The organism is Spirosoma flavum, assembly GCF_042686045.1.
Taxonomy (GTDB): Bacteria; Bacteroidota; Bacteroidia; order Cytophagales; family Spirosomataceae; genus Spirosoma; species Spirosoma flavum.
The window spans coordinates 1,161,785-1,187,373 of the sequence record NZ_JBHUOM010000001.1; the positions used below are offsets into that span (position 1 = coordinate 1,161,785).

Annotated in this window: 22 protein-coding genes; 13 read left to right on the forward strand and 9 right to left on the reverse strand. The window is 47.1% G+C overall.

All coding sequences use genetic code 11. From position 1 onward, the window contains the following. The first annotated feature begins 72 nt into the window (after positions 1 to 72). Positions 73 to 1,458 carry a DNA repair protein RadA gene (gene radA, locus ACFS25_RS04720; RefSeq protein WP_381497255.1) on the forward strand — a complete coding sequence of 462 codons (1,386 nt, stop codon included), beginning with the start codon at positions 73 to 75 and terminating at the stop codon, positions 1,456 to 1,458. A 244-nt stretch (positions 1,459 to 1,702) separates the two neighbouring features. Further along, complete coding sequence (locus ACFS25_RS04725) at positions 1,703 to 2,581, forward strand: alpha/beta fold hydrolase (RefSeq protein WP_381497256.1); 879 nt, start codon at positions 1,703 to 1,705, stop codon at positions 2,579 to 2,581. Between the two features lie 54 nt (positions 2,582 to 2,635). Here the strand turns inward: ACFS25_RS04725 and ACFS25_RS04730 are convergent, their stop codons facing one another. After that, positions 2,636 to 3,523 carry an AraC family transcriptional regulator gene (locus tag ACFS25_RS04730; protein ID WP_381497257.1) on the reverse strand — a complete coding sequence of 296 codons (888 nt, stop codon included), beginning with the start codon at positions 3,521 to 3,523 and terminating at the stop codon, positions 2,636 to 2,638. Between the two features lie 134 nt (positions 3,524 to 3,657). Between ACFS25_RS04730 and ACFS25_RS04735 the strand changes: the two genes are divergently transcribed. Genes ACFS25_RS04735 through ACFS25_RS04745 form a run of 3 tightly spaced genes read left to right on the forward strand, consistent with a single transcriptional unit; the run spans position 3,658 to position 9,610 of the window. Then, complete coding sequence (locus tag ACFS25_RS04735) at positions 3,658 to 4,542, forward strand: sugar phosphate isomerase/epimerase family protein (RefSeq protein WP_381497258.1); 885 nt, start codon at positions 3,658 to 3,660, stop codon at positions 4,540 to 4,542. Positions 4,543 to 4,582: 40 nt separating this feature from the next. Beyond that, positions 4,583 to 5,698: a Gfo/Idh/MocA family protein gene (locus tag ACFS25_RS04740; protein WP_381497259.1), complete on the forward strand. Its 1,116-nt coding sequence runs from the start codon at positions 4,583 to 4,585 to the stop codon at positions 5,696 to 5,698. Between the two features lie 33 nt (positions 5,699 to 5,731). Then, on the forward strand, positions 5,732 to 9,610 hold the full coding sequence (locus tag ACFS25_RS04745) for a PVC-type heme-binding CxxCH protein (RefSeq protein ID WP_381497260.1): 3,879 nt from the start codon (positions 5,732 to 5,734) through the stop codon (positions 9,608 to 9,610). Between the two features lie 66 nt (positions 9,611 to 9,676). Here the strand turns inward: ACFS25_RS04745 and ACFS25_RS04750 are convergent, their stop codons facing one another. The 4 genes from ACFS25_RS04750 to ACFS25_RS04765 all read right to left on the reverse strand — a co-directional run bounded on the left by ACFS25_RS04750 (position 9,677) and on the right by ACFS25_RS04765 (position 12,439). Next, on the reverse strand, positions 9,677 to 10,627 hold the full coding sequence (locus ACFS25_RS04750) for a sensor histidine kinase (RefSeq protein ID WP_381497261.1): 951 nt from the start codon (positions 10,625 to 10,627) through the stop codon (positions 9,677 to 9,679). A 174-nt stretch (positions 10,628 to 10,801) separates the two neighbouring features. After that, positions 10,802 to 11,263, reverse strand: coding sequence for a hypothetical protein (locus ACFS25_RS04755; RefSeq protein ID WP_381497262.1), 462 nt, complete (start codon positions 11,261 to 11,263; stop codon positions 10,802 to 10,804). Between the two features lie 74 nt (positions 11,264 to 11,337). Next, complete coding sequence (locus tag ACFS25_RS04760; RefSeq protein ID WP_381497263.1) at positions 11,338 to 11,862, reverse strand: RNA methyltransferase; 525 nt, start codon at positions 11,860 to 11,862, stop codon at positions 11,338 to 11,340. Positions 11,863 to 11,866: 4 nt separating this feature from the next. Further along, positions 11,867 to 12,439 carry a PH domain-containing protein gene (locus tag ACFS25_RS04765; protein ID WP_381497264.1) on the reverse strand — a complete coding sequence of 191 codons (573 nt, stop codon included), beginning with the start codon at positions 12,437 to 12,439 and terminating at the stop codon, positions 11,867 to 11,869. A gap of 78 nt (positions 12,440 to 12,517) precedes the next feature. Between ACFS25_RS04765 and mutS the strand changes: the two genes are divergently transcribed. From mutS to ACFS25_RS04790, 5 genes are all read left to right on the forward strand, one after another. Beyond that, positions 12,518 to 15,178: a DNA mismatch repair protein MutS gene (gene mutS / locus ACFS25_RS04770; protein WP_381497265.1), complete on the forward strand. Its 2,661-nt coding sequence runs from the start codon at positions 12,518 to 12,520 to the stop codon at positions 15,176 to 15,178. A gap of 37 nt (positions 15,179 to 15,215) precedes the next feature. Beyond that, the gene (locus tag ACFS25_RS04775) at positions 15,216 to 15,422 is read left to right on the forward strand and encodes a hypothetical protein (RefSeq protein ID WP_381497266.1); all 207 of its coding nucleotides are present in this window, start codon (positions 15,216 to 15,218) and stop codon (positions 15,420 to 15,422) included. Beyond that, positions 15,415 to 15,672, forward strand: coding sequence for a type II toxin-antitoxin system RelE family toxin (locus ACFS25_RS04780; protein WP_381497267.1), 258 nt, complete (start codon positions 15,415 to 15,417; stop codon positions 15,670 to 15,672). Before ACFS25_RS04775 ends, ACFS25_RS04780 begins: the two co-directional genes overlap by 8 nt. A 27-nt stretch (positions 15,673 to 15,699) precedes the next feature. After that, complete coding sequence (locus tag ACFS25_RS04785) at positions 15,700 to 16,203, forward strand: Rad52/Rad22 family DNA repair protein (RefSeq protein WP_381497268.1); 504 nt, start codon at positions 15,700 to 15,702, stop codon at positions 16,201 to 16,203. 156 nt (positions 16,204 to 16,359) lie between these two features. After that, positions 16,360 to 18,399 carry a S9 family peptidase gene (locus tag ACFS25_RS04790; protein WP_381497269.1) on the forward strand — a complete coding sequence of 680 codons (2,040 nt, stop codon included), beginning with the start codon at positions 16,360 to 16,362 and terminating at the stop codon, positions 18,397 to 18,399. A gap of 105 nt (positions 18,400 to 18,504) precedes the next feature. Here ACFS25_RS04790 and ACFS25_RS04795 read toward each other — a convergent pair whose 3' ends face one another. Further along, positions 18,505 to 20,709 (reverse strand): M28 family peptidase, encoded by a 2,205-nt coding sequence (locus ACFS25_RS04795; RefSeq protein WP_381497270.1) that lies wholly within the window; start codon positions 20,707 to 20,709, stop codon positions 18,505 to 18,507. 132 nt (positions 20,710 to 20,841) lie between these two features. Beyond that, positions 20,842 to 21,561 (reverse strand): DUF4292 domain-containing protein, encoded by a 720-nt coding sequence (locus ACFS25_RS04800; protein ID WP_381497271.1) that lies wholly within the window; start codon positions 21,559 to 21,561, stop codon positions 20,842 to 20,844. Between the two features lie 187 nt (positions 21,562 to 21,748). On the opposite strand from ACFS25_RS04800, the gene ACFS25_RS04805 reads away from it, so the two are divergent. The 3 genes from ACFS25_RS04805 to ACFS25_RS04815 all read left to right on the forward strand — a co-directional run bounded on the left by ACFS25_RS04805 (position 21,749) and on the right by ACFS25_RS04815 (position 24,436). Further along, the gene (locus ACFS25_RS04805) at positions 21,749 to 22,969 is read left to right on the forward strand and encodes a nucleoside permease (protein WP_381497272.1); all 1,221 of its coding nucleotides are present in this window, start codon (positions 21,749 to 21,751) and stop codon (positions 22,967 to 22,969) included. 33 nt (positions 22,970 to 23,002) lie between these two features. Continuing rightward, entirely contained in the window at positions 23,003 to 23,773 is a 771-nt protein-coding gene (locus ACFS25_RS04810; protein WP_381497273.1) for an exodeoxyribonuclease III, read from the forward strand. A 66-nt stretch (positions 23,774 to 23,839) separates the two neighbouring features. Then, on the forward strand, positions 23,840 to 24,436 hold the full coding sequence (locus tag ACFS25_RS04815; RefSeq protein WP_381497274.1) for a pseudouridine synthase: 597 nt from the start codon (positions 23,840 to 23,842) through the stop codon (positions 24,434 to 24,436). A gap of 50 nt (positions 24,437 to 24,486) precedes the next feature. Here ACFS25_RS04815 and radC read toward each other — a convergent pair whose 3' ends face one another. Both radC and rpsT read right to left on the reverse strand, forming a co-directional pair. Further along, a complete protein-coding gene (gene radC / locus ACFS25_RS04820) occupies positions 24,487 to 25,182 on the reverse strand; it encodes a RadC family protein (protein ID WP_381497275.1) in 696 nt (231 codons plus the stop codon). Between the two features lie 125 nt (positions 25,183 to 25,307). Continuing rightward, on the reverse strand, positions 25,308 to 25,574 hold the full coding sequence (gene rpsT, locus ACFS25_RS04825) for a 30S ribosomal protein S20 (RefSeq protein WP_381497276.1): 267 nt from the start codon (positions 25,572 to 25,574) through the stop codon (positions 25,308 to 25,310). Positions 25,575 to 25,589: the final 15 nt, after the last annotated feature.

Genomic DNA, 25,589 nt, shown 5'->3' on the forward strand with positions numbered 1-25,589 from the left:
TTCTCAGATAGCTTCATTATATAGTAAGGACCGCCTATGCGGTCTGTTCGCTGTTATTTTATCAACCACCGAATGGCCAAGTTAAAGACTACCTTTTTTTGTCAAAGTTGCGGTAACCAAACGGCTAAGTGGCTAGGCCGCTGTCCCGCTTGTGGGGAGTGGAATACAATTGTAGAAGAAGTCGTTCAGAAAGATGAACCGGAGAAAGGCGGTTGGCGCGCTCCATCAGCCGGGCCGGGAGGGCTAAAAGTAGCCGCCAAGCCAAAGGCGCTCCACGCTATTAATTATGAAGAACAGCCCCGTATTCCCACCACCGATGGCGAACTAAACCGGGTGCTTGGAGGAGGTATCGTTCCGGGGTCATTGGTGTTGATAGGTGGAGAGCCAGGCATAGGTAAATCTACGCTATTGCTACAGATTGCCCTTAGTCTGGCCGGGATGCGTGTGTTATACGTATCGGGAGAAGAAAGTGAACAGCAGATTAAAATGCGGGCCGAACGCTTAGATGCGCCTACCAGCGATTGCCACGTTATGACCGAAACCGCTACGCAGAATATTTTTCGGGTGGTCGAGCATTTTGAGCCGGAAATTCTGATTATCGACTCTATCCAGACCATGCAATCGTCGTTGGTGGAGTCGGGAGCAGGGAGTGTTTCTCAGGTGCGTGAATGTGCGGCTGAATTCATGAAGTATGCGAAAGAAAGTGGCGTACCTGTGTTCATGATTGGTCATATCACGAAGGAAGGTTCCTTGGCAGGGCCGAAAGTTCTGGAGCACATGGTAGACACGGTACTGACCTTTGAAGGTGACCGTCATACTACTTACCGGATTCTGCGAACGACCAAAAATCGGTTCGGTAGCACCGATGAACTAGGTATTTATGAAATGCTCGGCACCGGGCTTCGGCAGGTAACAAACCCGTCCGAAATCTTGATTTCGCAGCGCGACGAAGCCCTGAGCGGTGTCACTATTGGTTCAATGCTGGAAGGTAACCGTCCGCTAATGATTGAAACACAGGCATTGGTAACCGTTGCAAATTATGGTACTCCACAACGCAGTAGTACCGGATTCGATGCCAAACGACTGAATATGTTGCTCGCCGTTCTGGAAAAACGTGGCGGTTTCCGGCTTGGTCAGCAAGATGTATTTCTGAATATTGCCGGTGGCTTGCGTGTTGAGGATCCAGCTATCGATTTAGCCGTTTGTGCGGCTATCGTGTCGAGTTACGAAGACATTGCCATTTCGCCATCGATCGCATTTGCCGCCGAGGTTGGGTTAGGGGGCGAGGTACGAGCCGTAAGTCGGATTGAGTCACGCATTGCCGAAGCTGAAAAACTAGGTTTCAAACAAATGTTTATTTCCAAATACAATTTGAAGGGGCTGGACACGAAAAATTACAAAATCAGTATCAAGCCTGTGTCACGATTAGACGAGGTATTTCAGGGTGTATTGATGTAGTCTGTACACTCGTGATCTCGGTGACCCGCATTTGTTCATCCACTTCCTGCAGAGAAAATAATAACCCAATAGCCAATGATTCAGTCGCTTGGGTTTATTCGTCAACCCAAATAATACGGCTTATTTCATGGTTTAGTAATAGGTAAATCATAAAAAACTACTAAATCACAAATCCATTCCAAACCATTTTACGTACCAATAGTTCTGTTAGCGAAGTAAATTACTCAACGAAACAAAAGACGTTATGAGCTATATTAAAGCAGGCACAGATGCCTCTGGTAACGACATTAAACTTTTTTATCAGGATTTGGGTACAGGCAATCCTGTCGTACTGATTCATGGCTGGCCGCTAAGTAGCTCCATGTGGGATTATCAATTGGCTGAATTGCCTAGTCATGGTCTTCGGGTTGTAGCCTACGACCGACGGGGATTTGGTAAGTCAACCCAAACATGGGATGGCTATGATTATGATACTCTGGCCGACGATTTGAAAGCGGTTCTCGATGAATTGAATCTTCAAAATGTAACCCTGATTGGGTTTTCGATGGGCGGTGGCGAAGTAGCTCGTTATATGAGTCGTCATGGCGGAGCACGGGTGGCAAAAGTAGCCTTTGTTAGTGCTGTAACGCCTTATTTGCTTAAAACTGATAATAATCCAGACGGAGTTGACAAGGATGTTTTTGACGAGATAGCTGAAAATATCCAGAAAGATAGAGCTGCTTTTCTGCAAACATTTGGTAAGCAGTTTTATGGTGTCAGTCTCCTTAGCCAGCCCGTTAGTCAGGCCCACCTAGATGGTGATTTTGCCCGCGCTTATGTGGCTTCTCACAAAGCTACACTTGACTGTGCCAAGGCGTTTTCGGAAACTGATTTTCGTGATGATTTAGCCCAAATTCAGGTTCCAGCTTTAATTATTCATGGCGATTCTGATAAGACGGTGCCCATAGAAGCATCGGGTGAACGAACCGCAGATGCGCTACCAAACGCTCAATATATAGTATATGACGGAGCGCCACACGGGTTGTTTGTAACCGAAAAAGATCGACTGAATGAAGATTTACTTTCGTTCATCCAGAATGGGGTCATTGTTCGTGAATCAGTAGGGACAACTACCTTGTATTAAATTTAATTCTGCGTAATAAAGCGGCCCACTTTCGGAAGAGAGTGGGCCGCTTTATTACAAGTGACGATAGGTTTTTACGTAACCTGATGGCGTCTGTCCGGTAATATCTTTAAACTGCCGGTTGAAGTTCGACAGGGTTCTGAAACCACTCTCAAAACTAATCTGCGTAATATTTAGCTTTCCATGCATGAGCAGTTTACACGCATGACCAATACGAACCTCTGAGACAAATTCGGAGAATGTTTTGTTGGCCCGCGCTTTGAAATATCGACAGAAAGCTGGTGAAGTCATACCCGCCAGATCGGCAATGGTATCTAAGCTGAGATCATCGGGAAAGTGACCCAATACATAATTGTGCACCAGTTGCATGCGATCTGTTTCAGCTGGTTTAACTGTATTTGTGTAGCCCGGACTGGTCAAATACCGATAGTCGGTGGCGCGGGACAGATTATTCAATAAGGTCAACAGACTGATGACGCGCTCAAAACCAACCGACTGAGTTGTGAGATCATGAAGGGCTGTTTCTGTACGATTACGGGTGTGGCCAGTCCATTCGAGACCCTGCCGAGCCTGATAAAGTAACTGCCGTAAGGGTGCCATCTCCTGTTTTTCAAAGAAATCGTTCCCCAAAAAATCTTCAGTAAAGTAAATCACAATACCGCGTGTTGTCAGGCCCGACAGCTTCCAGTCCGACTGCCGATTAAAATACACTTGATCACTACGCCAGAGGTGAGGTAGATTTGGTCCCAGAAAAACCAAATCGCCGGGGCCAAAGGGTTTTATTGAATCACCAATAAAACGGGTACCAGTACCTTCTTCTACCAGGAACAGCTGGTAGTGCGGATGAAAGTGCCAGTTTGGGTCGAAGTGGGGCTCCTCCAATTTTTTTACGATGAATGAAGCCGCTACGGGTTCAAGGTCTTTTCGAAGAGGCTGTTTCATTCAATTGCTGATTTTTAACGCAAAAGTGAACAATATTTGCAATATGCGTAAAAATAGAGTTAGCATTCGCTAATAAAAGCTAAATTACAAAATTAGCTACTAATTACATTTGTTTAATTTTTTATGGAATGAATATGAATAAGGTAGGAATGAATATGTTCGTCTGGACAATGTCAATGGACGAAGACTTGGCCGGCACACTTGCATTCCTGAAAAGAAGCGGCTTTGATTTTGTCGAAATTCCAATCAATGATTCGAGTGTGACCCCAGAAAAATTAGCCAAATGGAAGTACATTGGCCAACAGCTTAGAGAGCTAGGGTTGGGCGTTCAGGCTTGCACGATCTGCGGTCCAGAATATAGTTTAATCAGTGCCGATGGGGCTGTGCGTCGGGCGGGTGTTACTCACCTCAAACAAATTGTTACCTATGCCGCAGCGGCTGGTGCTCGAATTCTAATGGGTCCATTGTACGCCGGTTTCAAGATATTTACAGGTAAGCCAGCAACGCCTGAAGAATGGAACTGGTCGGTGACTGCGATGCGTGAGGTAGCAGAATACGCCCAAACCCAGGGTGTTACGCTGGCAATAGAATACCTCAATCGTTTCGAAATCTATTTACTGACTTGTGCCGACGATTTAGTGCGTTACGTAGAAGCTGTAAACCATCCAAATTGCCGAGCCGCCTTCGATACATTTCACGCCAATATGGAGGAGAAAAACATCGGCGATGCCTTACGGAAATGTGCACCGTATCTGATTCATGTGCAGATTTCGGAAAACGACCGCTCTACACCAGGACAGGGACATATTAATTTCGATGAAGTGTTTAGTGTATTGGAGGAAATCAACTATGGAGGCCCAATTGCTATTGAAGCGTTTGGCCCGAATCCACCCGAACTGGCAGCTGCCACGCATATTTTTCGGCCCATGTTCGAATCACCTGAACGACTGGCCGTTGATGGACTTGCGTTTATAAAAAGCTATGTAGTGCCGACCGTCTCGATCGGTAGTGAAGCATAAATCATAAACTTTATAGCTGACCGGGACGGTTGGTATTACAATGAAAATCAATATCGCCATTGTTGGCCTCGGATTTGGGGCCGAATTTATCCCGATTTATCAGCGGCATCCAAATGCCACTATGTATGCGATTTGCCAACGCAACGTCGAAAAACTGAACGAAATTGGTGATGCGTACGGCATTGAAAAGCGCTACAGTAATTACGATGAATTGCTGGCTGATCCCGCTATTGACGCTGTGCATATTAACTCTCCAATTCCTAATCATGCTGAGCAAAGCCTGAAAGCGTTGCGGGCCGGAAAGCATGTGGCTTGTACAGTACCGATGGCAACAACCGTTGAGGAATGTCTGGAAATTGTGAAAGCCTGTAAGGAATCGGGCAAGAAATATATGATGATGGAAACCGTGGTTTACAGCCGTGAGTTTCTGTTTGTCAAGGAGTTATATGAAACGGGTGAATTAGGGAAAGTCCAGTTTCTAAAAGCGAGCCACCAACAGGATATGGAGGGCTGGCCCGACTACTGGCCTGGTTTGCCGCCTATGCATTACGCTACACACTGCGTTGGGCCGGTGGCTGGTTTGCTCAAACTCGAAGCCGATTATGTATCCTGCTTTGGGTCGGGCACGATTCGGGAGGAGTTAGCAAAAATCCATAACTCGCCGTTTGCCGTTGAGTCGGCTCATATCAAGTTCAAAGACAGTGATTTGTCGGCGTATGTTTATCGGTCGCTGTTCGATGTAGCCCGGCAATACCGGGAAAGTTTTGAGGTGTATGGTGATAAAAAATCGTTTGAGTGGCAGTTGATTGAAGATGAACTTCCCGTTATTCATACGGCTAAAAAACCGGAGCCGGAGATTCCCGAAAAAGTAACCGTGCCTGATTATGGGCATCTACTGCCAACCGAAATTGCTGGATTTACGACCAAAGGGGTGTATGATGCCGATGAGCAGCAGCATCTGTCTTTCACACAGGGAGGAGGTCATGGCGGTTCACACCCGCATATGGTGCATGAATTTGTATCGGCCATAATTGACGACCGCGACCCTTTCCCAAATGCCGCTCAATCGGCCAATTGGACAAGCGTGGGTATTCTGGCGCACGAGTCGGCTTTGCAAGGTGGAATATTAATTAAGTTGCCGGATTTTAATGTGTAGAACCGCCCGTTCTGGTCGGCCAAAATATACGCTATGAAAAAAATACTCGCAGCAATCGGGGTAATAGTGATTCTTGCCCAGTGTGCCCGCCAATCAGCAAAACAAACCGCCATCCGGCAGGAATCGACAAAATCCAGTCAGTCGAGTCCCCGCCGAATCGAAATCCTGTTTCTGGGTGACAACGGCCATCACCGGCCCATCGAACGGGTGCCCGAAATAATGGCCGCACTGGGTGATAAAGGGATTAACTTTACTTATACGGATAAACTGGAAGACCTTAATTCAGAAAACCTGAACAAGTATGACGGGTTACTGATTTTCGCTAACTGGGATAGTATTGGGAAGCCACAGGAAAAGGCGCTGCTGGATTACGTATCGTCGGGAAAAGGCATAATTCCTGTTCATTGCGCGTCATATTGTTTCCGCAATTCCACCGAATATGTCGATAAAGTGGTTGGTGGGCAGTTCTGGCGGCACAAGATGGATACCATTCAGACCCACTTCACGCAACCGAACAACCCAATTGTAGCTGGTTTGCCTAGCTTCAAAGCCTACGACGAAACCTATCTGCACAGTCATTTACAAGCTGATAACAATGTATTGGCGGTTCGTGACATCAAAGCCGATCAAGCTACTGATATGGCAGCGGCCAACCGACCTGGAGCTAAGGAAGAACCCTATACCTGGACACGGCAATACGGAAAAGGACGCGTGTTTTACACCGCGTATGGGCATGACGAACGTACCTGGAGCCAGCCCGGATTTCAGCAATTGCTGGAACGCGGTATTCTATGGGCGGTTGGCGATGCGGTCAAAAAACTTCACGACGATCTAAAGCCACAACCGTTTGCCTATAGTGAGGCTAAACTTCCAAACTACGAGAAACGGCCCGGTCCGCAACTAGAGCAAAAGCCGCTTTCGCCGGAAGAATCCATGAAGCACATTCAGGTGCCCGTGGACTTTACCCTCGATTTGTTCGCCCATGAACCGAACGTAATGCACCCAATTGCTATGGCGTGGGACGAACGGGGTCGACTCTATGCACTTATCACGAAAGATTATCCCAACGAGCGCAAACCCGAAGGTGGTTCTGACTATATCGTCATCTGCGAAGATACCAATAAGGATGGCAAGGCTGACAAGTTTACCAACTTCGCCGAAGGGTTAAGTATTCCAACAGGTATTGCGTTTGGTAACGGCGGTCTGTATGTTTCCCAGGCTCCACACATGCTATTTTTGCAGGATACAAATGGCGATGATAAAGCCGATGTGAAGAAAATTGTTCTTACCGGTTTTGGCACATACGATACCCATGCCGGGCCGAGTAATTTGCATTATGGCTTCGATAACTGGATTTGGGGAAGTGTTGGTTATTCGGGATTCAAAGGGAAAGTAGGCGCCGACAGCGTGAAATTTAGTCAGGGGTTCTTTCGCTTTAAACCGGATGGCTCACAACTCGAATACATAACCAGTACATCGAACAACACCTGGGGGTTGGGCCTCACCGAAACAGGAGATATCTTCGGATCAACGGCCAATAACTCGCACGGCTGGTACATGGCTATCCCGAATCGGTATTTTCACGGTGCTCCGCATATTCGGGAAAATGGCAGTCGTGGTACCGATACGCATAAGGACATGAAACCCATTACCGAAAAAGTACGGCAGGTTGATGTGTTCGGCGGATTCACGGCAGCAGCGGGTCATAACTTTTATACCGCCCGCGCTTTTCCGAAAAAATACTGGAATAAAATCGCGTTCGTTGCCGAACCAACCGGTCATATTCTGCACCAGAACGTGATGCAAAAAACCGGCACTGATTATGAAGACACGGAAGGGTTTAATTTGATGGCTGGGGCCGATGAGTGGTTTGCTCCTGTCTTTGCCGAGGTTGGACCAGATGGCGCTGTTTGGGTTGTTGACTGGTACAGCTATATCATCCAGCATAATCCCACGCCGAAGGGTGCAACGAATGGTTCTGGTAATGCCTATGACACGCCACTCCGTGATTTTACGCACGGTCGAATTTACCGGGTTGGTTATAAAAATGCACCGGCTTATATACCCATGACGTTGAGCAAAGACCGTCCTGCGGAATTAGTGGCAGCGTTGAAAAATACAAATATGTTCTGGCGCATGACGGCTCAGCGGCTGTTAATTGACCGTGGGAATAGAGACGTAGTTCCGCAATTGATTGCCTTGGTGAACGATCCATCAATGGATGAAATTGGGAATAACCCGGCGGCCATTCATGCGATATGGACGTTGAAAGGCTTGGTTTTTGATGATGTAGAAAAATTATCAAATCCGGAAAATACAGACGTGTTTCAGGCTATTCAAATGGCGTTACAACATCCATGCGCAAGTGTTCGTAAAACGGCACTGCAAGTACTGCCAATGACGCCGGTAACCGTTAGCCTAATTCGTAAATATGACCTGCTGAATGACAAAGAACCGCTGGTCGTATTGAATACCTTGCTGGCTTTATCCGGCGAATCGGTAAAAGCCCCGGACGTTCAAAAAATGATTCTTGCCCGGCTCGACAAAGCGACCGGAACCACACTGGCAGGACGATCAGACAGTGAGGTCAATGATCGTTGGTTACCGGATGCTTTCGCCTGTGCCTTAACGTCTCAGGATGGACAGTTGCTGAAAACGTACCTGAATCAGATGGCGACGAAGACTGGCTCACAGCCTAAAGCAGCCCACGACATGAGCGCCCATTCTGATAAAGGGCATGGTTCTACGGCCTCGGTGCAGAAAACAATGGGAGCAACCGCCGGAAGTAAACCGAACCGTGCCGGTGAATCGGCGAACTTACCCGATTTAGTCATTGCGGCTATTCGCACAACACCTGAGTCGCCATCAGTTCGGGAGGGAACGCGAATTTTCGTAGACGTAATTAACGAAGGGCGCGCGGCTATTCCTACCGGTACGCCTATTCCAATGACTGTCCGAATTGAAGGGCCGAAAGGCGATAATGATGGTGCCAAAATCAACTTTGTCAGTGTAACTCATGATACCGGTATCAAGCCTGGCGAAACGGTTACCATTAGCAAGTCAAATAATGGTCCCTGGGTTGGCGATATGGGTGTGATGTTTGAACGGGCCGGAGAGTATACGATTTCTGTAATGCTCGACCGGGAGAATACTATTGCCGAAAGCAATGAGCAGAATAATAATGCCAGTCATGCTCTAACTTACCGCGCTCCGCAAAGCCTGAGTGCCTATGCACTCGAACGGGCTACGCGCAGCTATGCCTCGGTAGCCCCCATTGACTCAGTCATTGCCTTACTACGGCAAACCTCGAAACTGGAACCCGCTCAGGGTGAAGCCATCGTAAAAGGCGTGTCGGAAGGATGGAATATGAAACAGAAAGCTCAGGTTCGTGACGCTGACAAATCGTTTTTAGCCAGCCTGAATACTATGGTTTCAACAGATAATCGCGAACGCTTAGGTCGCCTTTATGAAGTTTGGGGCCTAACGAAGAGTGAGCCAACCGATCCCAACGTGGAGGTGATTCGACTGAAAACGGTCCGCGAAGAAATGCGATTTGACAAAAAAGAATTTATAGTTACTGCGGGCAAGCAAGTTGAATTGGTGTTAGAAAATCCGGATGCTATGCAGCACAATCTGGTGATTGGTAAACCCAAAAGTATGGAAATCATTGGGGCCGCTGCCGATAAGCTGATTACGGCCAAAGATGGTGCTGAAAAGAACTATGTTCCCTCTATTTCGCAAATTATTGCGGCCACACCGTTGGTTAACCCCGATCAGACGTTCCGGCTCAAATTTACCGCCCCGGCTACTCCTGGTGACTATCCATTCGTTTGTACATTTCCCGGTCACTGGCGAATAATGAATGGTGTCATGAAAGTCACGAAAGCAAGTGTGGGAATGAGTGCGAAATAATCCGTTTGTTTCACGTTAAAAAAGGCAATTGCCAGCTATCTTCACGATGTCTGGCAATTGCCTTTTTTACCCGTTATTCTTGCCCTTTGGCGATTGCTCCTTCCGGTGGTGCACATCATTGAAGAGCGAGGGTAAAATGGCCGATGGGGGTACGTGAATCATAAATTCGCTTCCTTTTCCAACTTCGCTTTTTACCCAGATTGCCCACTTATGCGACTCAACGATTCGTTGCACATAACTCAACCCTAAACCGAAACCCTTGACGCTGGGCTGATTGCGGTCATGAACGCGAAAAAAGGGCTGAAAAATCTGGGATATTAATTTGGGTGGAATACCTACACCCCGGTCACGAACCGTAATGGTTAGGCCATCGCTCGTTTTCTGTGTCTGTAAGGTTATATTCGGCTCGCCAGAACTATACTTAATTGCATTGTCCAGCAGATTATAAAATACGTTCGTTAAATGCAGTCGGTCGGCCAGAATATGAGGGTCAGGGCCGGGTAAGGTCAACGTCAAATAATCGCCGTGGCGTTCGGCAACTGAGTGCAGAAGTTGGTAAAGTTGTACCGGCTCGGGGTTAAGAATCAATGTGTTGCGGTCGGCTCGGGCCAGTGTTAGCATAGTTTCTACCTGATGCTGAAGCCGCTCCGTTTCTTCGCGGATAATGCGAACATATTTCTCTGTACGTTCGGGCTGATTACGAGCAATGGGAGAATCCAGAATGTCAGCCGCCATCCGAATAGCGGTGATAGGCGTTTGAAATTCATGGACTATCGAATGGAGAACTTCCGTTTGGACAACCGACTTTTGCCGCTTACGCAGCAGCCACCACAATCCATATCCTACCAGTATCTGAATCACCAAAGCCAGGCCAAACAAGGCCAGCCAGAGTAGAGAGGGGGCCATTACGGCGACCGGCTCAGGGAAATATAACCAGTTTCCGAACAACGATTTTTCTATACTGAATAACAAAGGCCCGAAGACAAACAAAGGAACGGCAGTAGAACGGTGTATCATAGCGCCCTCTGTTATGGATTAATAATGAAGCTACATGCCATAAACAGACACAAGATAGGATAGGCTACGTTTCTTTGTAAATAGTCACACGAAAATGATCAGAAAATTAATGACTTACAACAAAAAAGCCCGCAAGAAGCGGGCATTATCACATAATGGTTGTAAGTAATTGCCCTAGGAATTATCTGTCGAGTTTTCAGCCGGGGTTGACGGACTGCTGGTAGTTTTTGGGCGTGTTGTACGGGTGGTTTTTGAGGCTACTGGTGGAGCGGGTGTCTGTTTACGATATGGGCGGGTAGCTTTTAGGGCTGTGGTCGCGTCATCGACTTCTGACACTATAGCCGCTGCCTTTTTAGCTGTACGTTTAGCGTTTTTTTCTGCCTTTTGTGCGTTTTTTTTTGCCTTAGAGAGGTCTTTCTTTACTTTTTTTTCGGTCGATTTCGCTGGTTTGGATGCTTTTTTCTCGGCTTTTTGCATCATTTTGGCAAGTTTTTTTGCCAATTTATCCGCCGATTTCTCGATGGATTTTTTCATTTTTTTGGTTGCCGCCCCCGCTTCGCTAAGTTTGGTTTCGATCGAACTGACGATTTCTGATGCCAGCGATTTCTGTTTGGTTTTTGCCGTTTTGTTTGCCATTTGAGTCAAAAGAAAAAATTTACAAATAAATACGAAATTTTCGTGACAATCAAAAATCCAATGTTAAGCTTTTGTTACATTTTCTGAAGAAAATCCCAACAAATGATCCCGGCTGTGACAGCAATATTGAGCGAATGTTTGGTGCCAAACTGTGGGATTTCGAGCACTAAATCAGCTAGTTGGATAATCTCATCCCGAACCCCCGTTACTTCGTTACCCAACACAAATGCGTATGGTTTGGTTGACTTAGGTGTAAAATCAGCTAGCGACGTACTGCCCTCAACCTGCTCCACAGCTGCAATAGTCCACCCGTCGGCCTGTAGTTGCTTCACCAATGTAACTATATCAAGTACATGTTGCCACGAAACAGATTCGGTTGCACCGAGAGCCGTTTTTGTAATGTCGCGGTGGGGTGGCTGGCCCGTAATGCCGCACAAGTAGAGCTTCTCCGCCTTAAATGCATCGGCTGTCCGGAATACCGACCCGACGTTGTTTAAGCTTCGGATATCATCTAGAATCAGGCAGTAGGGAAATTTTTCGACATCCTTGAAATCAGAAACTGACAGTCGGTTTAGCTCGTTGAGGGAGAGTTTGTGCATTCGTTTATTTAAGATTTTCTTGTAATAATTGCCGTATGTCGCGCAAGGTATCGCGAACTTCGGTTAGAAGATCCTGGTCTGTAGTAACCGGATGTTGACTGGTTCGAGCGGCTATTAATTTTTGTCGTTGTTCAAGAATTTGAGTACGAAAGGTCTGCGCATCAATAATTCCGATCAACTCCATAGCGTTTGCCTGGCTGGGACTTTGTCCGGCAGTTTCAAATTTTAAAATGCAAAGGTCAAAATAGCGTAGCAAGGGGCCAGCTACAAAGGTAACATCCTGAATGTTTTCCAGCGGAATAGTCTTTTCAACCTCGACCAAAATACCTTTCTTGAAACGTAGCGAGCGTTCTGTTAACTCACACTCAAGCTTATTGAAATAGTGTCGGCTCCACCATTGACCTACGCCCAATAGCCAGATCGGAATGAGTACGATACCGATAATTGACACAAGCAGAAAAAATGCTACATACAGTAACAAATAGGTTCGGATGATTGGGTTAAATTCAACGCTCACGGGGTATTCTTTGTCAGCCTGGCTCATGGTAAGAATAACGGGTTGATTTTGGTTCGACACGACTACAATCGGGGCAGAAAGTAGCCATTTCTTCAGTAAAAATCACTATTTTTGTTTACGACAATCCAATAAAAATCAGTGAAATCAGCCACCGCAGCAAAGCCTCAACCGAAGAGAATCGAAACGCCCCTTAACCGCCAATACAACCAGATTAAAGCCAAATATCCCGGTGCGTTGCTGCTTTTTCGTGTCGGTGATTTCTACGAAACGTTCGGCGAAGATGCCATTCGGGCCAGCAAGATTCTGGGCATTACGCTCACTAAACGCAACAACGGTGGATCGAATGAGGAACTAGCCGGTTTTCCGCATCACTCCCTCGATACTCATCTACCTAAACTTGTTCGGGCGGGTGAGCGAGTGGCTATCTGCGACCAGTTAGAAGATCCCGCAGTGGCCAAAGGTATCGTTCGGCGGGGCGTTACCGAATTAGTGACACCGGGTGTTTCATTCAACGATAATGTACTCGATACCCGGCGTAATAATTACCTGGCAGCTGTGCATTTTGGCAAAGCTGATGATACATTCGGTATATCATTTCTGGATATTTCAACGGGCGAATTTCTGGCATCACAGGGAAATGCGGCATATATAGATAAATTATTGCAAGGCTTCAATCCGTCGGAGGTGCTGTACTGTAAGCGCAATCGGCAGGAGTTTGGCAGTTTGTTTGGCGATAAATTCCATACGTATACCCTCGAAGACTGGGCCTTTACCTACGACTTCGGCTACAACTTTCTAAAGCAGCATTTTCAGACTACTTCGCTCAAAGGGTTTGGTATTGAGGGGCAGCCCGATGGCATCATTGCGGCTGGTGTGATTCTGCATTACCTCAACGAAACAGAGCATAAAGATCTCCAGCATATAACCCGTGTTACGAGGCTCGAAGAAGATCGCTACGTCTGGCTCGACCGATTTACTATTCGGAACCTCGAACTAACGGTCGCTCAGCAGGAGGGAGGTGTTCCACTAATTCAGATTCTCGACCAGACCGTTACGCCGATGGGTGCGCGACTGCTGCGTAAATGGCTGAATTTACCGCTCAAGGAAAAAACGCTGATCGACGAGCGGCTCAATATGGTCGAATTATTAGTTAGTGATATTGATCTAGCCGACACACTGGTTAATCATTTACGGCAAATTGGTGATCTTGAGCGACTCGTCTCGAAAGTAGCGGTTCGGCGCATTAACCCCCGTGAGTTGCTGCAATTGAAGCGGTCGCTGCAACACGTGCTGCCCATCAAAGAACTGCTAATCACAGCACTGAGTCAGAACGAATTGGCTGACCCACATCCCGGATCGTTGAAAAAGTACGCAGACCAACTTAATCCAGTTTCGTTTTTGATCGACCGTATTGATGCCGAATTGCGCGAAGATCCGCCGACACTTTCGAACCAGGGTGGTATAATTAAGCCGGGAATCAACGCCGAATTAGACGAGTTAACGGCTATTGCGTATTCAGGTAAAGATTATTTGTTGCAATTGCAGGAACGCGAAGTTCAGCAGACGGGTATCACCTCGCTCAAAGTAGCGTACAACAAAGTGTTTGGCTACTATCTTGAAGTAACGCACGCTCACAAAAATCGTGTACCCGAAGAATGGATTCGAAAGCAGACGCTCGTGAATGCGGAACGGTACATTACACCTGAATTAAAAGAATACGAAGAGAAAATATTGAACGCTGAGGAACAGATTTTCCAGATCGAAGCTCGCATGTTCAATGAGATGATTCTGGCGGCTGGAGAGTACGTTGGGGCTATTCAGCAGAATGCCCGCGCCTTGTCGGTGTTGGATGTGCTGGCATCTTTTGCCCGTGTGGCGGTAAAGAACAAATACGTCCGGCCACAGATCAACGAAAGTAAAATACTGAATATTAAAGATGGTCGGCACCCGGTAATTGAACAACAATTACCCCCCGGCGAACCATATATTCCGAATGATATTTATTTAGACGACGAGACGCAACAGCTTATCATCATTACCGGGCCGAACATGGCCGGAAAATCGGCTTTGCTACGGCAAACTGCCCTAATTGTACTGATGGCTCAAGCGGGCAGTTTTGTGCCGGCATCGTCGGCAGAACTAGGTTTGGTCGACAAGATATTCACGCGCGTTGGCGCGTCGGATAACCTTTCGCGGGGGGAAAGTACGTTCATGGTCGAAATGACCGAAACGGCCAGTATTCTCAATAATCTTAGCGAACGAAGTTTGGTGTTGATGGACGAAATTGGGCGCGGCACAAGTACGTACGATGGCGTTTCTATTGCCTGGGCCATCGCCGAATACCTGCACAATAAAACGGACTGTCGTCCGAAAACATTGTTTGCCACGCACTACCACGAATTGAATGATCTTGCTGCTGATAATTCACGCATCAAAAATTACAATGTTGCCGTCAAGGAAATGGGTAACAAAGTAATTTTTCTGCGCAAGCTGAAAGAAGGCGGATCGGAGCACAGTTTCGGGATCCACGTCGCACAGATGGCCGGAATGCCTGCCCAGATCGTCAGCCGGGCAAACGAAATTCTGAAGCAATTGGAGTCGTCCCATCAGCGTGAAGATAATCGGGAAAACATTCAGAAAGCTGTGCCACAGGAGCGAGAACTGGCCCTGCGAATTATCGAATCCGGTGACCCGAAATCTGAAGCGATTAAAGAGAAGCTGCGGACTATTGATGTAAATCGTCTAACGCCTATCGAAGCTTTATTGAAGCTCAACGAGTTGCTGAAAATGGCGGAGTAGCTATGAACGAATTATTTGAACCATTAAGAGTTGACAGATGAATAAGGCCCTACATCCCCAATATATTACCGATGAGCATGGTAAACGTGTTTCGGTAATACTGCCAATTCAACAGTGGCAACAGGTTTTAGAAGAGTTAGAAGAACTGGATGATATAAGGCTTTATGATAACGTAAAAGCCAGAAAAGAACCAACTATTTCGTTAGCCGAGTACAGGCAAAAACGGCAGCGGGCGAATGGCTGAATACACAGTTGTTTTAACGAAGACTGCACAGAAACAATTAGACAAGCTGCCCAATAAACTGGCTGATACGTTATTGGACGCTATCGAAAAATTGGCTGATGATCCACGACCAGAGGGCTGTAAGAAATTGAAAGGGCGTTCGGGCTATCGTGTTCGGAAAGGCGATTATAGGATCATCTACGATATTCAGGATGATGTGTTAATTGTCGAAGTGGTGGCGGTTGGGCACCGTCGGCAAATTTATGAGTAGACTTAGGTAAACAACAACTAACGACTAATGGAACTAAACGCATTAACCGCCCCACTCACGGTACAGGAAATTGAGTGGCGGGTACAAAGCCAGACCAAAGACGGTCAGAAAATTATAGTCGTGCCTTACATCACCAATCGCTGTGTAATGCAACGCTTTGATGATCAGTTTGGCTGGGCGGGCTGGCAAAACGAAATTAAGGAAATCGAGGGCGGTTTTCTGTGCACAATCACAGCTATTCTGCCCGGCGGTGAAATCGTTAGGAAAACTGACGGAGCCAGCCGTACTACTGTCGAGCCGGTAAAAGGAGGCATCAGTGATGCGATGAAACGCTGCGCCGTGCAGTTTGGTTTGGGTCGAGCTTTGTATGATTTCCCGAAAGTGATGATCGAAACAACGGACAAGTACATTCCCAATTGGGCTACGCCTTTGTTAGACAAGATGGTCGAGAAAATCAACGCAGGTGGCGCTGTACGGGATGTTGTGGTGTTAAAACCCGAACACGCGAAACCAACGGCCAAAGCAGCCTGATTATTGAATACATAATTGGCATACTTAGCTATAAAAAGGCACTATCAGCAACGGTAGTGCCTTTTTATTTGGCAGTTAATCATTAAGGCAAATATTTATTCGGTAAATGTTCAGATATTAGAGCAATCATTGGCCAATCTGAAACCATACATAGCAATGAAAAAACAACTCCTCCTTTATCTAGTATGTAGCAGTCTATCTGGTTCGGTTATAGCTCAGTCGAGCTGGACACCCGCCAGTATGATTGCTTATAAACGGGTCAGCAGTCCGTTTGTATCGCCCGATGGCAAACTCGTGGCCTACGTGGTGGCTACTGCTCGTATGGATGCCGAGAACTCTGATTTTCTATCTCAGATCTACGTGGCCAGCAGCGATGGCAAAACGAATCACCAGTACACATTCGGTGATAAATCCTGTACTGATCCGCAGTTTTCGCCTGATGGACAATTTATGGCCTTTACTTCGGGACGGGGTAAGGATAAAGATGCGAAGAAGCAGTTGTATGTAATGCGGTTAACGGGTGGGGAAGCTGAGCCTGTAACGGTTGCCAAAAACAATATCACGACCTACGCATGGTCGCCTGATAGCAAACGCATTGCCTATATCGTAACGGATGCACGGTCGACGCAGGACGAAAAAGACCGAAAAGAGAAGAAAGACTGGGATGTAGTTGACCAATTTCAGAATGCTCATCTCTATGCCCTGACCCTGACCAAAAATGCCAAGGGCGATTACCCCGTTAAGCAGTTGACCAAAGGCGCGTTTCATCTCTCGGGTTTAGACTGGTCACCCAACAGCAAGACGATTGTCTTTTCTCAGCAAAACACGCCATCGGTTAATGATTGGGTATCATCGAAAATCGCTACCGTTTCGGCAGATAGCGGGGCTGTGCAATCACTGGCACTCGACAAAGGCGCAGCCTCGCAGCCAATCTATTCGCACGATGGACGCTTCATCGCTTATGTTGCTGATGTAGGTCAAAACAGTTGGATGTATAAGAAAAATATATGTCTCATTCCGGCGGGAGGTGGTCCGGTAAAACGCTTAGCCAGTACACCCGATGAGCAGCCTATATTGACTGGCTGGTCGCCCGACGATAAAGCGGTGGTGGTGAGTGAGGCCCTGCATACGGCTTCGGCCATGTATAGTCTTCCCGCTGATGGAAGTGCGCTCAAAAAACTGACACCTCTTACTCAGGGCATTTATGCGTCCCCCCATCTCAACAACCGGGGCGATGTGGCGCTCTTGTACCAGACGACCGATATGCCCGTTGATGTATATATAGCCAGTCTGTCTAACATGACGGCGCGCAAGCTGACAAACATCCATGCTGATTACATGGCGGGCAAGAAAGTAGCTAAAACAGACGTGCTGACTTGGAAATCGAAGGATGGTAAATACGATATCGACGGTTTATTAACGTATCCGGCTAACTATCAGGCTGGAAAAAAATACCCGCTCATTCTGAACGTCCACGGTGGTCCGGCTGGCGTGTTTGCGCAAACTTATACGGGAGCCAGTTCACCCTATCCAATTCAGGCATTTGCCCAGGAGGGCTATTTCGTATTACGACCTAATCCACGGGGGAGTAGTGGTTATGGGACCGAGTTTCGCAAAGCCAACTACCGCGATTGGGGAAATAACGACTATGAGGATTTGATGGTAGGTGTCGATAAAACAATTCAAATGGGGTTGGCGCATCCTGACAGCCTGGTCGAGACCGGATGGAGTTACGGAGGTTATATGACCTCGACCATTATTACTAAAACTAACCGTTTTAAAGCTGTGATGGCTGGAGCACCGGTTACTAATCTGATGAGTTTTAATGGCACTGCCGATATCGCCGATTTTTTGCCAAGTTATTTTGGTGGGGAGTTCTGGGATGATCCAAAGGTGTACGCCGACCATTCGCCGATGTTTGCGATCAAAAATGCCAAAACCCCAACGCTCATTATTCACGGCCAAAGCGATGACCGTGTTCCACCCGAACAAGGCTATCAACTCCACCGGGCTTTGCAACGGTTGGGCGTGAAGACCAAAATGATAACGTATCCACGCCAGCCGCATGGTTTCGTAGAACCGAAATTTATTCAGGACGTTGGCGAACGGGTGCTTGACTGGTTCGATAGTAATCTAAATCGCCACACGGAGACCGCACATCAGACCGCGTCGGTATTATCTGAAGGTAAGCGATAAGAATGAATTGACTTGAGGATAATCAAGATAGTCAGTTAGCCAAAAAAAACGCCATATCGTTGAGATATGGCGTTTTTGCTGACTAAAAGAGGAGAGGTACACAGTTTACTTTCCACTACCCAAAGACGCTGGGCCACTCATACCCTGCGAGAGCACCAGCAACTTATCACTCAATGTCTGAATCGCCTTTTTGTAGCGGACTTCCAGATCGGGTAGATTAGCTGTCGATTTCAGTGAGGCTTCGTAAAGTAAACCCGGCAGCATCCATGAGGCATAGCCGCTGTTCGGGTCCGACGACGCATAGAGTGACTTATACCACGCGCCAAAAGCGTTACCTTTTGGATCAATAAATGACCGCTCTAATAATCTCAGCTCTTTATTCAACTCAACCAACTTGTCTGTACGACCCGTTTTTAGGTAGTTCTGTCGGGCCATTTCGCAGGCATCAGCATTCTTCTTCAAGTCAGCAACACTATTGAGTAGGGGCGAAATCGAATACGTTGGTGCATAAGCTTGAATAGCTTTTTCGGCGGCTTTCAAATGGACTTCTAAATCGGCTGGGTAGCGGGCTAAATCATATGGTACAAGGTCCGCATTAGCGAGACGGAGCGTCATTGTACCCACGACCTGTTCCATCATTGGCCCCATTTTATAGGTTGGGTCGGCGAATTTGTCGTAGAAATATAAATCGTCATACTGAGAATGGTATAGCGTTGGCCCTTCCATTCCCGCGCTCAACGATGGAATTCCGATGTGCATATAGGGAGCGATATGGTCTGAGCCACCACCTAAATTACCAATAGTCGGTTCGCCCGCAACCAATGCCGGGGCCGACGAGCCAGTTACGCGGGTTGGATTACCCGCAGCTTTGTGGCCCAGCCAATGTTGATAGACCGTTTTATTAGAATCAGGGTACTGAACAGACTGAGTTGCTTCAATAATCAGTTTTTTCATGGAGGGCGACGCGCTGGCGCCAAACGTCCGACCCGACACTGCCGCATCGTAATTCATGTAGACAACTGCTTTCTGCGTGAGTTCGTCGCGAAACTGTTCACTCCACTCCGCCGAACCAATTACGCCCGGTTCTTCAGCATCCCAGTGACACACTTTTATGGTACGTCGTGGTCGCTGTCCAGCTTTCACCAGTTTTCCCATTGATTCGGTCATGCTCAACAACATAGCTGTGCCCGAGTTTGGGTCGGTGGCTCCGTACGACCAGGCATCATAGTGGCAACCGGCAATAATCCATTCATCAGGAAACTCGCTACCCGTTAGCGTCCCGACAACCTGATAAATACGCTGAATAGTTTTCTCTTGCTTTACCATTAACCGTACTTTCAACGCCGGTCCACCTTCAATTCGATACGTATAGGGTAAACCGCCCTGCCACCCCGCCGGAACGGGTTTTATACCCGCCATGCGCTTCAGAATCTCGGTTGCTGAACCGTAGGGGAGGGGCGTTACCGGGATTTTATGTAGCCCAACCGCGTTTTGATCGAGCCGTTTTGGTGTATTTTTAGCGTCTAGTGGCAAAGCCGCTTCGCCGGGTGTGAGCGGATCACCCGTGTAAGGTGTTGTCAGCAGTGAACCGCGCTGAATCACGCTTTCGCTGTAATACGGACCTTCGGGAAAGGTCAGGCCCCGCATATAGCCGCTATCGGCGGGGTCAGTATAAATGATAACACCGACGGCTCCATCTGCCTGAGCAAACTGTGCTTTATAACCCCGGAAATTGCCACCGTAACGAGCCAGTACGATCTTGCCTTTTACTGAAATACCCATGGCTTTCAGTTGTTCAAAATCTTCCTTACGACCGTAGTTAGCGTACACAACTTCGGCCGTCGCGTCACCTGATCCCGACCAGGCATTGTAACCGGGTGTCAGGCGGGGGTCACTGCTATATTTATCTTCCTTAAAAAGAAACTCCCTGGTATTCAGGGGTTGACGAATGGGTTCGACCAACTCAACCGCAATTTCGCCGGGACCTTTAGGCAGTAGTACATCGTGTGGGTAGATATCCACCTGCCAGCCCGCCTTACGCATAGTTTCGGCAATATAATCTCGTACATGCTCATTCTCAACGGAACCCGTAATGTGCGGGGCACTGCTGAGTTTTTCGAGGTGATTTTTGAAAGCTGCCGACGATTGTTTGGCTTTAAACTCGGTTTCGAGTTTAACCTGCGCAGCCTGGTGAGCGGGTACGAAGCCCGTAAGCGCTGGGGCCGGATTTGACTGAGCCTGGGCGGCAACTACACTAAACATTAGCGCAAGCGTTCGGCCAGTAGTTTTGAGTAGAGGGAGATGTTGCATGAGAATCAGATTGTATAATTCTCAAATATCGGTATTTACTTCGGTAAATAGGAAGATTTTCAACTGAATATTCGGTCAATAAAAAAGAGACACGTTTTGTGTGTCTCTTTCTGTCAATGTAGTTGATGCCGCTTATTTTGGCATAACGAAAATAGTCGGATCAATTTTGGGATTAAAGACCATGTTCGATAATGTCATGGTTAAGGAACCCGGCATAGCAGGGCTATTTAGTTCCACCGTTGAGGGGAGGGTCAGTCCCTCAATGGTTTTGTAATTACTGTATTGAGATTTAACTTCCCCGCTCTGCCCCTGCATACTAACTGTTGCCTTCGTTCCAGCTAGTTGGAAAGTCGTGGCATCTACATAATAATTTACTATGCCTTCCGGCTTAGTCACCTTTAGATTAAATACATCTTTGTCATTCAATTTCTCCTTGCCAACCAACTCGACCGGATACTTTTTATCTTTTGCTGTAGCTAGCTCGGTTCCAACAATATAAGCGTTTCCTTTCTGAATCTTTACCTGGTCATCAGGTAAGGCCTGAGCCGCCGCGCCACCCGACATAGGATTGATGCCCCAGCCTTTGTCGCCATCAACGACCTGTGTAATCTGCTGGCCCATGATTGACATGTCTGTACGGGCTGACTGGCCAACAATTATGGTTGATTTTCCGGTCAGTTCCTGACCCATAATGTTCATGTTCTGGTCGAACTGAACGGTTTTAATCGCGGCCACTTTGTCGGCTCCGCCTAAGGCTGTAATATTCTTGTCAATAATTTCGGCGGCTGTCTGCGCAAACGATAGCGCCGGAATGGCAACAAGGGCAACAAGGGTGATAAGTTGCTTTTTCATGAAAAATTTAGTCAGATAGTTTGTAAAGGTACTGAACCTCATTTGTAAAACGTACTACAAATAGCAGCATAGTTTCAACGATTGACAGGTATTTCGGTATAATCGGCCACTTTCGGGGCCAATCGGTTTGCAGGGCTGACTGGTGTTACTTACCTTCATCGGCAAAACCTTAACTATACAACTTACGATGCTGTCAACGACCCGCGTCAAGCTTTCCGTTATGATGTTCCTCCAGTTTTTTGTGTGGGGGGCCTGGTACGGTCAAGTAACAAAATATCTTGAAACACAACTTCATGCTACCGGCATACAGCAGGGAGCTGCTTTTGCGACTTTTTCAATTGCTATGCTAATTGCCCCCTTCTTCATAGGGATGATTGCCGACCGCTATTTTGCTGCTCAGAAAGTTTTGGGCGTGCTTAATCTGTTGGGGGCGGTGGTTCTGTTTTATCTCATTCAGGTAAATGATGCGGACCAGTTTTTTTGGGTATTGTTAGTCTACTGCTTAACGTTTGCACCAACGCTGGCGCTGACATCGTCCATCGCGATGCAGCAAATGTCTAGTCCTGAAAAAGAGTTTCCCGGCATACGCGTACTAGGCACTGTGTCTTGGATTGTTGTAACCAATATTGTTGGCTACTATGGCTTCGGCGACAAAGTAACTATCTTTCAACTGTCCATGTATTCAGCCGTAGTTTTGGGCATTTTTTCGTTCTTCCTACCCGATACACCACCTAAAGCCACTAAAGCTACATCGTTTTCTCAAATTCTAGGGTTAGATGCGTTCAAGCTATTTAAAGATCGCTCATTCGCCATCTTCTTCTTGTCGTCAGTACTTATTTGTATTCCTCTTTCCTTCTATTATGCTATGGCCAATCCTTCGCTAACGGATGGCGGAATGCAGAATGTTGAAAACAAAATGTCGCTGGGGCAAGCATCAGAAGTGATTTTTATGTTGTTGATTCCGCTGGCCTATACTCGATTAGGTGTTAAGAAAATGCTCATTGTGGGTCTGATCGCCTGGATTGTGCGCTTTATTTGCTTCGGTTATGGCGATGGCGGTTCCGGCGAATGGATGCTTTATTTAGCTATTGTCCTTCATGGCGTGTGCTACGATTTCTTCTTCGTTACGGGCCAGATTTACACCGATAATAAAGCGGGCGAAAAAATAAAATCATCGGCGCAGGGGCTAATTTCACTGGCTACCTACGGTATTGGGATGGGTATTGGGTCTTATCTTTCCGGTATCGTGAAAGACATGTTTAAAACGGGAAATAGTGTTAACTGGACTCAGTTTTGGCTTGTTCCGGCAGGTATTGCAGCTGTGGTGTTGATCGTATTTGTGTTACTATTCACCGACAAGAAGCGGATTCAGGCAACGAATGACGAGCTAGTACCGGGAAATTTATAAACACACCCCGGCGAACTTTGCGGTCAATAAACCATGCAACTTATTTCATATAACATAAACGGCATTCGGGCGGCTATTCGCAACGGGTTAATCGACTGGCTCGCTCAGCATCAATTTGACATCCTCTGCTTTCAGGAAGTGAAAGCAACTACCGACGTTGTGGACCTATCGCTTTTCGAGCAATTAGGCTATCAATACCACTGGCATGCTGCCGAAAAAAAAGGGTATTCGGGTGTGGCAACGTTTTCGAAAATAGCGCCGACCAAGGTTGTAGTAGGCTGCGGTTTAGCCGTTTATGATTGTGAAGGCCGCATTCTGCGTACGGATTTCGACGATTTGACACTACTCAATTGTTATTTCCCTTCTGGTACAACCGGAGAGATACGACAGGGTGTTAAGATGGAATTTCTTCGTGATTTTTATCAGTATGTGCAGGAACTGCGACAGACTCGTCCGAAGCTAATTGTCGTGGGCGATTATAACATTGCTCACAATGCCATCGACATTCACGACCCCGTTCGAAATAAAAATACAACGGGTTTCTTACCCAGTGAACGAGCCTGGATGGACCGCTGGTTCGAGGACGATATGACTGATGCGTTTCGGTATAAACACCCCGATGATGTAGCGTATAGCTGGTGGAGCTACCGTGCTGGTGCCCGGAGTAGCAACAAAGGCTGGCGTATAGATTATGCTTCCGTAACCGACAATCTCCGCAATCAGATCGTAGACTGCAACATGCTGCCCGACGCTGTTCATGCCGACCACTGCCCGGTGTGGCTGTCAATGAGTGAGATAATTTAGCCGTCAGGCGGTGAAATAGTGACTAACTATTCCAGCATTCTTTCACTTATTTATTCAATAGCCTCTATGTATTTCCTTGTTTATAAGCCCTATCTCATGCTTTCCCAATTCAGCCGGGAGGGGGATAAACAAACGTTAGCCGATTTAGACGTTGACTTTCCTACTGATGTTTATCCAGTAGGACGACTCGATGCCGATAGTGAGGGGTTGTTGCTATTAAGCAGTGATAAACAGCTTAACCATCGTCTGTTAAACCCAAAATTCCGGCATAATAGAACGTATTATGTGCAGGTTGAAGGAGCATTGACTGATGCGGCTTGTCGCCAATTATCGGAAGGAGTCACGATTTCGGTTGATGGCAAGCCATATCATACGCTCCCCGCCAAGGCTATGCCTATTGACGCGCCAAACGTGCCTGATCGAAACCCGCCCATCCGCTACCGGGCCAGCATCCCTACCTCCTGGTTGTCAATTGCGCTTCATGAAGGTAAAAATCGGCAGGTGCGCAAAATGACAGCCGCCGTGGGATTTCCGACGCTCCGACTGGTACGCTGGACTATCGAAAATTTGACTGCCGACGGAATGATTCCCGGCCAGGTTTGTGAGCTTAGCCGGGTGGAGACGTTGCAAGGATTGCAGTTGAATGGAGGAGGGAGGGTATAAATTTAGTTATAGTACCAGTAGTTTTCGAACCTGACACCACCAGACTACGGTTAAAAGATACCCTCATCGGCAAAGCTGAAATAGGCTTTATCCGTAAAAATCAGGTGATCGAGCACAGGGATGTCCAAAAGCCGTCCAGCCTCTTTTAATTTTTTCGTCAGGTCTTTGTCAGCTTGGGAAGGCGTCAGATTGCCCGATGGATGGTTGTGGAAGAGAATCATGGAGGATGCAAGGTGTTCAATAGCCTGCTTAAAAATTAACTTTGGATCAGCAACGGTGCCCGAAACCCCACCCGTGCTGATTTGCACCGGTCTCAAAATTTCGTTGGCACGGTTCATCAACAGAATCCAGAATTCTTCGTGGGGCTTATCGATCAAATGCGGAATCATCTCATTGTAAGCATCGCGCGAACACGTAACGCGCGCCCGTTGCGGCCTATCCTGCTCCTTGCGCCGACGACCAAGTTCGAGGGCGGCCACGATAGCAATAGCCCGTGCTTCGCCAATACCCCGAAATTTGGAGAGGTCTTTAATACTTAGTTTGGCTAAATCGTTAAGGTTATTATCAACACTTTTTAAGATAATTCTGGCTACATCTACCGCCGTAAGGTCTACCGTGCCAGCGTTGATCAGGATAGCAATCAGTTCAGCTTCTGATAGGGCGGCTTTGCCCTTAAGCATAAGCTTTTCTCGTGGACGATCTTCTTCGGCCCAGCTTTGAATGGTGCCGGGGTTTTGGTAGCTCATAAGTATAAGTCGGTTACGGGATATTTTTGGTTACAAAGTGCACAAAAAAACCTTACCCGCAAAAAGGTAAGGTTTCGTATGACTTGGCATCCGCAACTAGGAGACGACCAACTACCGGGCTATGCTTAAGCTGTAGCGGCTTTCAGGCCGTTCACCAAACGAGCTAGTTTCGACTTGTTGTTAGCGGCTTTATTTTTGTGAATGATATTGCGTTTAGCGAGTTTGTCTAAAGCAGACGAAACGGTCTTATATAGTTCAACAGCCATTGCATGGTCAGTTGTAAGACGAAGTTTTTTCACCATATTCCGGGTCGTTACATGCTGGTAACGGTTTAACAGACGTTTCTTTGCACTAGACCGGATTGCTTTTTTTGATGACTTATGATTTGCCATTGGTATATAAAATGA

Coding starts and splice junctions, on each gene's coding strand:
- radA (WP_381497255.1), top strand. CDS start 73: ATGGCCAAGTTAAAGACTACCTTTTTTTGTCAAAGTTGCGGTAACCAA.
- ACFS25_RS04725 (WP_381497256.1), top strand. CDS start 1,703: ATGAGCTATATTAAAGCAGGCACAGATGCCTCTGGTAACGACATTAAA.
- ACFS25_RS04730 (WP_381497257.1), bottom strand. CDS start 3,523: ATGAAACAGCCTCTTCGAAAAGACCTTGAACCCGTAGCGGCTTCATTC.
- ACFS25_RS04735 (WP_381497258.1), top strand. CDS start 3,658: ATGAATAAGGTAGGAATGAATATGTTCGTCTGGACAATGTCAATGGAC.
- ACFS25_RS04740 (WP_381497259.1), top strand. CDS start 4,583: ATGAAAATCAATATCGCCATTGTTGGCCTCGGATTTGGGGCCGAATTT.
- ACFS25_RS04745 (WP_381497260.1), top strand. CDS start 5,732: ATGAAAAAAATACTCGCAGCAATCGGGGTAATAGTGATTCTTGCCCAG.
- ACFS25_RS04750 (WP_381497261.1), bottom strand. CDS start 10,627: ATGATACACCGTTCTACTGCCGTTCCTTTGTTTGTCTTCGGGCCTTTG.
- ACFS25_RS04755 (WP_381497262.1), bottom strand. CDS start 11,263: ATGGCAAACAAAACGGCAAAAACCAAACAGAAATCGCTGGCATCAGAA.
- ACFS25_RS04760 (WP_381497263.1), bottom strand. CDS start 11,862: ATGCACAAACTCTCCCTCAACGAGCTAAACCGACTGTCAGTTTCTGAT.
- ACFS25_RS04775 (WP_381497266.1), top strand. CDS start 15,216: ATGAATAAGGCCCTACATCCCCAATATATTACCGATGAGCATGGTAAA.
- ACFS25_RS04780 (WP_381497267.1), top strand. CDS start 15,415: ATGGCTGAATACACAGTTGTTTTAACGAAGACTGCACAGAAACAATTA.
- ACFS25_RS04785 (WP_381497268.1), top strand. CDS start 15,700: ATGGAACTAAACGCATTAACCGCCCCACTCACGGTACAGGAAATTGAG.
- ACFS25_RS04790 (WP_381497269.1), top strand. CDS start 16,360: ATGAAAAAACAACTCCTCCTTTATCTAGTATGTAGCAGTCTATCTGGT.
- ACFS25_RS04795 (WP_381497270.1), bottom strand. CDS start 20,709: ATGCAACATCTCCCTCTACTCAAAACTACTGGCCGAACGCTTGCGCTA.
- ACFS25_RS04800 (WP_381497271.1), bottom strand. CDS start 21,561: ATGAAAAAGCAACTTATCACCCTTGTTGCCCTTGTTGCCATTCCGGCG.
- ACFS25_RS04805 (WP_381497272.1), top strand. CDS start 21,749: ATGCTGTCAACGACCCGCGTCAAGCTTTCCGTTATGATGTTCCTCCAG.
- ACFS25_RS04810 (WP_381497273.1), top strand. CDS start 23,003: ATGCAACTTATTTCATATAACATAAACGGCATTCGGGCGGCTATTCGC.
- ACFS25_RS04815 (WP_381497274.1), top strand. CDS start 23,840: ATGTATTTCCTTGTTTATAAGCCCTATCTCATGCTTTCCCAATTCAGC.
- radC (WP_381497275.1), bottom strand. CDS start 25,182: ATGAGCTACCAAAACCCCGGCACCATTCAAAGCTGGGCCGAAGAAGAT.
- rpsT (WP_381497276.1), bottom strand. CDS start 25,574: ATGGCAAATCATAAGTCATCAAAAAAAGCAATCCGGTCTAGTGCAAAG.